The organism is Photobacterium sp. R1 (assembly GCF_054600795.1).
Genome location: NZ_BAAHZP010000554.1, coordinates 1 through 271, shown reverse-complemented (window position 1 = coordinate 271; position 271 = coordinate 1). Strand labels below are relative to the sequence as shown.

At 48.3% G+C, this 271-nt stretch carries 1 pseudogene; it reads right to left on the bottom strand.

Annotated elements, in window-relative coordinates:
* Nucleotides 1-20: 20 nt before the first annotated feature.
* Nucleotides 21-271: pseudogene (locus tag ACYP03_RS26255) on the bottom strand (ISNCY family transposase); the annotation flags it as partial.

Below are 271 nucleotides of genomic sequence, written 5' to 3'. Positions count from 1 at the left end.
CCGTGTTGCTCAGGGTATTAACGGTTTGCCGCCATATAATCGAAAGCCGCTTCAGTGTTACTGAAGCGCAGGTTCATCAGGTGGCCAGTGGCATCATCGATGTAAACCAGTAAACAACATGTGAGCCGTCAATTTGAATCAGTTCACCCGGGCAATCACGACGATGACGAGGCTGGTAGACACGTGGCTTGCATTTGGCATGGGGAACCGAAAGACCATAAGCGATCATCCATTGTAGTACGGTTTCAACGGAAACATAGATGTTATGATC